Origin of the sequence: Nonomuraea terrae (assembly GCF_004348995.1) — a bacterium.
Lineage (GTDB): Bacteria > Actinomycetota > Actinomycetes > Streptosporangiales > Streptosporangiaceae > Nonomuraea > Nonomuraea terrae.
The window spans coordinates 75,102-83,234 of the sequence record NZ_SMKQ01000016.1; the positions used below are offsets into that span (position 1 = coordinate 75,102).

Consider the following 8,133-nt stretch of genomic DNA (forward strand, 5'->3'; position numbering starts at 1 on the left):
GTTCCAAGCCAACGCGTATGCGCTATCAGGCCGCGCGCGTGCGGTTCTGCCGGCCGAGCGCGGCCAGCACGGCGGGCGGGTCGATGACGCCGTAGCCGTAGTCGTGGTCGAAGCCGACCGTGCTGCGGTCGTCGGCGGTGCGGTGGAGCAGGGTGCGCAGCTGGGAGGGCGACAGCGCGGCGGCCGACCTACGGGTGCGGACGGCCGCGACCACCCCGGCGGCGACCGGGCAGGAGGCGGAGGTGCCGGTGTCGGCGGCCCCGACGGCCTCGGACCCGGCGAAGTGGGTGTAGGCGCACAGATCGGGCTTGTGCTCCGACAGCCGGCCGGGGCCCTGGGAGGAGTAACCGACGCGCTCGCCGCGTACGTCGACGCCGCCGACGGACAGCACGGCCGGGTGGGAGTTGGCGCCCGCGATCGGCCGCTCGTGGAACCCGCAGGAGGCGTCGGGGCAGTCGCGGCCGCAGTTGCCCGCCGCGAAGAGGATGTCGGCGCCCGCGCCCTCCAGACTCCCCACGATCACGTTGAACGGGTGGGCAGGGTTGTCGGAGTAGTTGCCCGGATGGCCGGGCGGGAAGTCCGTGTCGGGCGAGGCCAGACCCCAGCTGTTGCTGACCACGAGCGCCCGGGAGTCGGCCGGCATGGCCCGCAGCACGCCGTCGAGGTGGGAGTAGGCGGCCACCGCGTCGGACAGCAGCCCTTCGGCCGAGCTCTCCCGGCTGAGCAGCACCGGAAGGTCGAGCAGGGTGGCCTTGGGCGCGGCGAGCAGCGCGTCGAAGGCGCACATGGAGCCGTGGGTGACCGGGTAGCGCCCGGGGTTCTTGGCCACGCCCGGCGGGGCCCAGCTGCGGGCGGCGTCGACGGTGACGTCGTGGCCGATGCGGGCGGCGATGTGGTCGGCGTTGACGCCGGTGTCGACGATCGCCAGGGTGACGCCCTCGCCGTCGTGGCCGGACGACCACAGGTCGTAGGTGTTCAGCAGCCGTCTGACCTGCTCCCAGTCGCCGACGGGGCCGTCGCCGGCGCAGGTGAGGTGGCTGCGGATGGCCGGGTCGGCGAAGACGCCGGTGACCTCGCGTACGGACGACGACAGCAGCACCGGGCGGGTGGCGAGCTCGGCGTCGGAGATCTCGCCGCGGACGAGGACGGAGGCGTGCTCGGGCGCCGTCGAGAACTCCGCCCGCTGGTACGGCGACAGCCCGGTGACCGGCCGCGGCACGGCCACCGGCGGGTACGTCTCGTCGAGCAGGACCCCGGGCAGGTCGGTGACGACGTCGGCGACCGTGCTGCGCACGCTCGCGTCGAGCACGGACGCGACGACGTCGGGGGCGGGACGGAGCTGGATCAGGACGCGCATGAGAACCTCTCTGTTACCGACTTATTACTGTCGGTAATCATGCCCGTCCCGTCCGTGGATGATTCCTGTACGGACGCTTTACGTGGTCGCCCTATGCGGTCGCCGCGTACGGATCCCAGTCCTCGGGGAGCGGCTCCGGCACGGGCGTGGTCGAGGCGATGGGCCGGAATTCCGCGCGTTCGCCCGACTCCGCGATGGCGGACATGAGGTCGAGCACGTGGTAGGCCAGCTCGCCCGACGCGCGGTGCGGCGTGCCCGCGCGGATCGACCTCGCCATGTCGAGCACGCCGATGCCGCGTCCCGCCGTGGTGCCCGGCACCGGCAGCTCCCGCCAGTCGGCGTCGCGTAACCCGCGGGCCAGCAGCGGGCCCTCGAAGGTGTTCGGGTCGGGCAGTGACAGCGCGCCCTCGGTGCCGATGATCTCGATCATCCGGCGGTTCACGGCCGAGTCGAAGCTGAACGTGGCCGCCGCCGTGGCCGTGCCGGGAAAGTCGAGCAAGGCGTTGACGTGGGTCGGCACCGCCACGGGGAAGAGCGTGCCCGCCTTCGGGCCCGAGCCGACCACGCGCTGGTCGCGGGCCCTGCGCGTGCCGGCCGCCACCCGCGCGACCGGCCCGAGCAGCGCCACCAACGCGGTCAGGTAGTACGGCCCCAGGTCGAACAGCGGGCCGCCGCCCGGCTGGTAGAAGAACTCCGGGTTCGGGTGCCACGACTCCGGCCCCAGGCTCTGCGTGGCCGCCGTGACGGCGACCGGCGCCCCGACGAGCCCCGAGCGCAGGGCGCGCAGCGCCGACTGCAGCCCCGCGCCCAGGAACGTGTCGGGGGCGCCGCCCAGCCGCAGGCCCCGGTCGGCGGCCTCCGCCATGACCTTGGCGGCCTCGTCCACGTCCATGGCGAAGGGCTTCTCGCCGTACACGTGTTTGCCGGCGCGCAGCGACTCCAGCGCGACGGCCGCGTGCGCGGCCGGGACGGTCAGGTTGACCACGATCTCGACCTCGGGCACGGCCAGCGCCGTGCCGAGGTCGCCGGAGACCGGAACGCCGTGCTCGCGGGCGACCGCGGCGGCCCGGTCGGTGTCGAGGTCCGCGACGGCGAGCACCCGCACGTCGGGGAAGGCGGTGAGGTTGCGGAGGTACTGGCCGCTGATCACTCCGGCGCCCACCAGGGCGACGCCGACGGGGCCGTTGGTCACGAAGTCTCCAAGCGTCGTGGTCTACCGGGTCAGCCGCGCACGCCCATCAGGTGTTCGAGGGCGAGCTGGTTGAGGCGGGTGAAGTGGAAGCCGCGGGCGGCGGCGACCTCGGGGTCGAAGGTGTCGTCCGCCAGGTGCTGCCAGGTCTCGCCGGCCGCGAGCGTGGGCTGGGCCAGCTCGTCCACGCGGGAGTTGCGCAGGGCCTCCTGCACCTCGGGGTCGGCGCGGAAGGCGCGCGACTTCTCCTTCAGGATCAGGTACGTGCGCATGTTCGCCGAGGCGGAGTCCCACACGTCTTCCGGGTCCTCGGTGCGCAGCGGCTTGTAGTCGAAGTGGCGGGGGCCGTCGTAGCCGCCGTTCTCCAGCAGGTCGACCAGGAAGAAGGCGCTCTTCAGGTCGCCGTGGCCGAAGATGAGGTCCTGGTCGTACTTCGGGCCGTGCTGGCCGTTGAGGTCGATGTGGAAGAGCTTGCCGTGCCACAGGGCCTGGGCGATGCCGTGCACGAAGTTGAGCCCGGCCATCTGCTCGTGGCCGACCTCGGGGTTGAGGCCCACCATCTCGGGGTGCTCCAGCTCGTTGATCAGCGCCAGGGCGTGGCCGATCGTGGGCAGCAGGATGTCGCCGCGGGGCTCGTTCGGCTTGGGCTCCAGGGCGAAGCGGATGTCGTAGCCCTTTTCGACGACGTACTGGCAGAGGAGGTCGAGGCCCTCCTTGTAGCGGTCGAGCGCGGCCTTGACGTCCTTGGCGGCGTCGGACTCGGCGCCCTCGCGGCCGCCCCAGCAGACGTACGTCTTCGCGCCCAGCGAGGCGGCCAGGTCGATGTTGCGGATGACCTTGCGTAGGGCGTAACGGCGGACGTCGCGGTCGTTGCTGGTGAAGGCGCCGTCCTTGAAGACCGGGTGGGTGAACAGGTTGGTGGTGGCCATCGGCACCTTCATGCCGGTCTCGTCCAGCGCCTTCCTGAACGCCGCGATGGCCTTGTCGCGGTCGGGTTCGACGGCGAGGAGGTCGTCGTCGTGGAACGTGACGCCGTACGCGCCACGCTCGGCGAGGCGGTGCACGCTCTCCACCGGGTCGAGGGCGGGCCTGGAGGCGTCGCCGAACGGGTCGCGTGCCTGCCAGCCGACCGTCCAGAGGCCGAAGGTGAAGCGGTCGTCGGGCGTGGGCGTGAAGTCGGTCATATCGGTCTCCGCTGGTTTTAGTCCATAATCTGTACATAATCCTGAGGAGGTGGGCACGTGGCGTCAAGAGGGGTCCGGCATGATTCCATGCGCGCCCGTAATCTGGCCGTAGTGCTGGCGACCATCCACCGGTCAGGACCTCATACCCGCGCCGCGCTCGCCGAGCGCACCGGGCTCACCAAGACCACGGTGTCCAGCCTGGTCGCCGACCTGCTGGAGGCCGGGGCGGTGACCGAGAGCGGGGCCGTACGCGGGGGCGAGCGGGGGCGGCCGGGCATGGCGGTGAGCCTGAGCGGGCACCGGGTGGCCGCGCTGGGGCTGGAGGTCAACATCGACTACCTCGCCGCCTGCGTCGTCGACCTCACCCGTACGGTGCGGCTGCGGCGCACGGTGTCGGCCGGCAACCGCAACTCCGACCCGGCGCTGATCCTCGCGGGGCTGCGCGACCTGGTGAAGCAGACCACGGCGGAGGCCGAGGCCGAGGGGCTGCGGGTCATCGGGGGCGCCCTCGCCGTGCCCGGCACGGTCGAGGACGGCGTGCTGCGCAGCGCGCCGCATCTCGGCTGGCGCGACGTACGCGTGGCCGACCTGGTGGACCTGCCGTTCGCCGTCGACAACGAGGCGAACCTGGCGGCGCTCGGGGAGCTGTGGTTCGGCTCGGGGGAGACCGACTTCCTCTACGTGTCGGGCGAGATCGGCATCGGCGCGGGCCTCGTGGTCGGCGGGACGGTGTTCCGTGGCACGTTCGGGCTGGCCGGTGAGCTGGGCCACGTGGTCGTCGTGCCCGACGGGCCCGGGTGCCGGTGCGGCGGGCGGGGCTGCCTGGAGGTGTACGCGGGCCAGGACGCCCTGCTCGGCGAGCTGGCCTCCGTGCCCGAACTGACGGCCCGCCTGGAGTCGGGCGACCGGGAGGCCCTGGAGACGTGCGAGCGGGCCGGGCACGCGCTCGGCGTGGCGCTCACCTCGGCCGTCCACCTGCTCGATCCTGGCCGGATCGTGCTCGGCGGGATCTTCGCGCCGTTGTTCCCGTGGCTGGAGGGCCCGGTGGCCGGCGCGCTCGGGGCCCGGCTGGCGCAGATGCGCGGCACCCCGCCCGCCGTCGTCGTCTCCCGCACGGGCGCGGACGCGGCCGTGCTCGGCGCCGCCGGCCTGGTGATCCAGCAGGTCATCGCCGAACCGGCCCGCATGCTCGGGTTGTGATCGAGGAGCGCACCACCGCCGACCCGGAGCTCGCGAGGATGTGCGTCGTCAGATCTCGCTCCTTTCCAGGAAAAGCGCCGTCGATGAACGCCTGAGCGTCCGCGGGTCAGACCAGGCGGCCGGGCTCGGATCGCGGTGGACGGCGTGGCAGCGCGGTGAAGCCGTCCTCGCCGGAAGGGCTGAGCAGGCCATGCTCGATCCCGTGAGCGATCGTCTCGCGTATGTCCTCCTCCGTCGCCGGCAACCGGTCGGAGAGCTCGGCCGTCGTCTCCGAGGCGGTGTGGCCCCGGCTCCACACCGCGACGGCGGCCAGGTCGGCGGTGAAGCGCGTGTAGCGGTGGAGCGCGTCCCGATGCCGGATCATCGCCCGTCGCCCGTCCGACAGGCGCAGCACGTCCTCGGCGCGCGGGGGCCGCGCGGGGAGGCGATAGCGGGTCAAGGGTGGTCAGCTCCACCAAGCCGCTGCCGGCGTGGTACGAGGTCTCGGCCACGTCGTGCCAGGCGTCATCGAGGGGCGGCGGGCCGTCGTGGGCCTCCAGGCGCACGCGATGGCGCACGCCGCGAGCCGACGCCTTCAACCATCCGTCACCCGCCCTGGCGATCGTGCCGATGGAGAGCGCCTCCAGGTCGCTCTCGCCGAGCAGGGGCAGCGGCGCCGGCTCCTCGTCCGGGATGTCCCTGATGACGATCGCTCCGTACTCCGGTAAGAGATCCTCCACGGTGATGACCCTCATGCCTGTCAGTAATAGCCCTTTTCGCCGTCGAGGAACTCGCGGACGGCGTCGAGGTGGCCGGCGTGTCTGGCGGTCTCCTCGACCATGTGGATGATCATCCAGCGCAGGGTCGCGGCGGCGGAGCGGTGCTCGGGGTGCTTGCCGACGTCGTCCAGCGCATGGGCGGCGATGATCTCGTTGGAGGTCCGGACCTGGTGCTCGTACGCGTCGAGGAGCCGCGCGAGCGGGACGCCCTCGACGCGCATGTCGGCGTCCTCGACCGACTCGTCGAACTGCGGGCTGTCGGCGGGACGGCCCAGGAAGAGCACCTCGAACCAGGTGTGCTCCGTCCAGCGCAGGTGGGAGAGCACGCCCGCCACCGTCATGAGGGGCGAGGCGGGCAGGACGGGACGGTGCGCGTCCTCCTCCGACAGGCCTTCGCACTTCCACTGGACGATCGCGCGCTGCATGTCCAGCCAGCCCACGAGCTGGGTGCGTTCGTCGGCGACGAAGGGAGGGCGGACGCGGGGGAGGGTCATGGGGCCCGACGATATCCCTTACGTCCTGAAATAGCGGGATATTTTCAGGCGGGTGACCGATCACCAGATCCAGCGCTCGTTGTTCCTGCACGCGCCGATCCACCGCAGACCCGCCGACGCCCTCCGCCGCATGCTGGCGCTCGTCGACGACGACACACCGCCCGGCGCCCCGCAGGCCGCGCTCGAACGCCGGCTCGCCGAGCTGCTGGGCAAGGAGGCCGCGCTGTACTTCCCCACGGGGACGATGGCGCAGCAGGTGGCGTTGCGGGTGCACGCCGAGACCCGGGGCCGGTTCGCCTTCGCCGCGCACCCGCAGACCCACCTCGACGTGTGGGAGATGCAGGGGTACGCCGCCGTGCACGGCCTGCGCCTGCACCGGGCCGGCGACCGGCACGAGCTGATGACCCTGGCCGACCTCGACGCGGTCGCCGAGCCGCCGGCCGCCGTGGTGTGGGAGCTGCCGCAGCGCGACCTCGGCGGCCTGCTGCCCGAATGGGACGACCTGCGCGCGCAGATCGACCTCGCCCGGAGCCGGGGAGCGGCCGCGCACATGGACGGCGCCCGGCTGTGGGAGGCGCAGACGTGCTACCGCCGGCCGCACAGCGAGATCGCCGGGCTGTTCGACACGGTGTACGTCTCGCTCTACAAGGCGCTGCTGGGCGTCTCGGGGGGCGTGCTGCTGGGCGACGCCGAGTTCGTCGGCGCGGCGGGCGTCTGGCTGACCCGGCTCGGCGGGCGCACTCCGGACCCGTGGCCGCAGGCGCTGGCCGCGCTGGACGGGCTGGACCGGCTGCTGCCGCGCATGGACGCCTTCCGCGAGCACGCGATCGCCCTCGCTGCGGCGATCAACGCGGACGGCGTGGCGTACGCGTACCCGGACCCGCCGCAGACCCCGATGTTCCACGTGCATCTGCCGGCCGGGCGGCGGGAGGTCGAGCGGGCCGGGGCCGCGCTGGCGGCCGAGCGCGAGGTGGAGCTCTTCCCTCGGGTGCGCTCGGCCCCCGACCCGCGCCGGTCGAGCTTCGAGGTCACGGTCGGGGAGAACGCCATGGAGTTCACCCCCGCCGAGGTCGCCGCACTGGTGCGTGAGCTGGTGGAGCGCGCCGCCGACTGAGGAGTCCGTTTTGTCGGTGGGGCTGGTTAGCGTTCGCGGTATGGACTCCTGGACGGTCGAGCGACATCTCGACGGCAAGCCCACTGAGGTCGTCGGCCTCTACCACCGCTTCATCGAGCTGGCCGAGGGCTGCGGCTCGTTCGACTACGCGGTGTCGAAGTCCGCGATCGTGCTGAAGGGGTCGCGACGCGGGTTCGCCGGCGTGGTCCCCGGCGCCGCCGGCCTCAAGGGCTTCTTCGACCTGCGGCGCGAGGTGAGCGACCGGCGGATCAGCCGGTGCGAGCCCTACACCAAGCGCCTGTTCGTCGCCCAGTGGAGCGCGGTCTCGGCCGGCGACCTCGACGACGAGTTCGCCGGCTTGCTGCGGGAGGCGTACGCCGTGGGCCAGGGCGTCCACCTCGAAGGGCCGCCGCTCCGCTAGGTCGGACCAGGGTCGGGTACGCGGCGAGCTCGTCGGCGGAGTCCATGGCGATCCCGACGTAGCCGGCCGGATCAGCGTGTGCCGAGCCCCGCCGTACGGCTCCCCCGGATCGCTGCCGGCTAGTACGGCACCCGCGAGAAGATCAGGGCCAGCAGGAACAGGAACGGCAGCAGGAAGATGCCGAACATGACGTAGCTCTGGCGCCTTCTGAGTGCGTCCTCCTCGGATTCCCGCTCGCGTAGCAGAGCGACGGAAGGGCTGGTCCTGGGAGGCGTCACGGGGCCGGTGCCCACGTCGCGCACGGCCCGGCCGGCGGGGACGTTCGTGACGGTGGCCGCGAGTGCGGGTCCGCCCGGCGCCCGAACCACCTCGGCGGCCACGCCGGGGGCCGGGGCGGTGGCCGCGCCGGCCCCCGG

Annotated in this window: 9 protein-coding genes; 3 read left to right on the top strand and 6 right to left on the bottom strand. The window is 72.7% G+C overall.

Going from position 1 to position 8,133, the window contains the following annotated elements; translation table 11 throughout:
- Window positions 1-25: 25 nt before the first annotated feature.
- The 3 genes from E1286_RS08835 to xylA all read right to left on the bottom strand — a co-directional run bounded on the left by E1286_RS08835 (window position 26) and on the right by xylA (window position 3,730).
- Window positions 26-1,357 (bottom strand): S8 family serine peptidase, encoded by a 1,332-nt coding sequence (locus E1286_RS08835; protein ID WP_132610557.1) that lies wholly within the window; start codon window positions 1,355-1,357, stop codon window positions 26-28.
- A 91-nt stretch (window positions 1,358-1,448) separates the two neighbouring features.
- Window positions 1,449-2,549 carry a Gfo/Idh/MocA family protein gene (locus E1286_RS08840; RefSeq protein ID WP_132610559.1) on the bottom strand — a complete coding sequence of 367 codons (1,101 nt, stop codon included), beginning with the start codon at window positions 2,547-2,549 and terminating at the stop codon, window positions 1,449-1,451.
- Between the two features lie 29 nt (window positions 2,550-2,578).
- The gene (gene xylA / locus E1286_RS08845) at window positions 2,579-3,730 is read right to left on the bottom strand and encodes a xylose isomerase (RefSeq protein ID WP_132610561.1); all 1,152 of its coding nucleotides are present in this window, start codon (window positions 3,728-3,730) and stop codon (window positions 2,579-2,581) included.
- A 111-nt stretch (window positions 3,731-3,841) separates the two neighbouring features.
- Here xylA and E1286_RS08850 point away from each other — a divergent pair, with 111 nt between their 5' ends.
- Window positions 3,842-4,930 (top strand): ROK family transcriptional regulator, encoded by a 1,089-nt coding sequence (locus tag E1286_RS08850; protein ID WP_223189725.1) that lies wholly within the window; start codon window positions 3,842-3,844, stop codon window positions 4,928-4,930.
- 106 nt (window positions 4,931-5,036) lie between these two features.
- Here the strand turns inward: E1286_RS08850 and E1286_RS08855 are convergent, their stop codons facing one another.
- Together E1286_RS08855 and E1286_RS08860 are read right to left on the bottom strand one after the other, a co-directional pair.
- Window positions 5,037-5,369 carry a hypothetical protein gene (locus E1286_RS08855; protein ID WP_132610565.1) on the bottom strand — a complete coding sequence of 111 codons (333 nt, stop codon included), beginning with the start codon at window positions 5,367-5,369 and terminating at the stop codon, window positions 5,037-5,039.
- A 300-nt stretch (window positions 5,370-5,669) separates the two neighbouring features.
- Complete coding sequence (locus E1286_RS08860) at window positions 5,670-6,182, bottom strand: DinB family protein (RefSeq protein ID WP_132610567.1); 513 nt, start codon at window positions 6,180-6,182, stop codon at window positions 5,670-5,672.
- Window positions 6,183-6,234: 52 nt separating this feature from the next.
- On the opposite strand from E1286_RS08860, the gene E1286_RS08865 reads away from it, so the two are divergent.
- Window positions 6,235-7,296 (top strand): threonine aldolase family protein, encoded by a 1,062-nt coding sequence (locus E1286_RS08865; protein WP_223189727.1) that lies wholly within the window; start codon window positions 6,235-6,237, stop codon window positions 7,294-7,296.
- Between the two features lie 40 nt (window positions 7,297-7,336).
- A complete protein-coding gene (locus E1286_RS08870) occupies window positions 7,337-7,717 on the top strand; it encodes a hypothetical protein (RefSeq protein WP_132610569.1) in 381 nt (126 codons plus the stop codon).
- Between the two features lie 119 nt (window positions 7,718-7,836).
- Here E1286_RS08870 and E1286_RS47690 read toward each other — a convergent pair.
- Window positions 7,837-8,133, bottom strand: a 297-nt coding sequence (locus tag E1286_RS47690; protein ID WP_165969650.1) for a hypothetical protein, incomplete at its 5' end; no start/stop codon positions are given.

Bases quoted from the DNA above. Each gene is read 5' to 3' on its own strand.
- E1286_RS08835 (WP_132610557.1), bottom strand. From the start codon at position 1,357: ATGCGCGTCCTGATCCAGCTCCGTCCCGCCCCCGACGTCGTCGCGTCC.
- xylA (WP_132610561.1), bottom strand. From the start codon at position 3,730: ATGACCGACTTCACGCCCACGCCCGACGACCGCTTCACCTTCGGCCTC.
- E1286_RS08860 (WP_132610567.1), bottom strand. From the start codon at position 6,182: ATGACCCTCCCCCGCGTCCGCCCTCCCTTCGTCGCCGACGAACGCACC.
- E1286_RS08870 (WP_132610569.1), top strand. From the start codon at position 7,337: ATGGACTCCTGGACGGTCGAGCGACATCTCGACGGCAAGCCCACTGAG.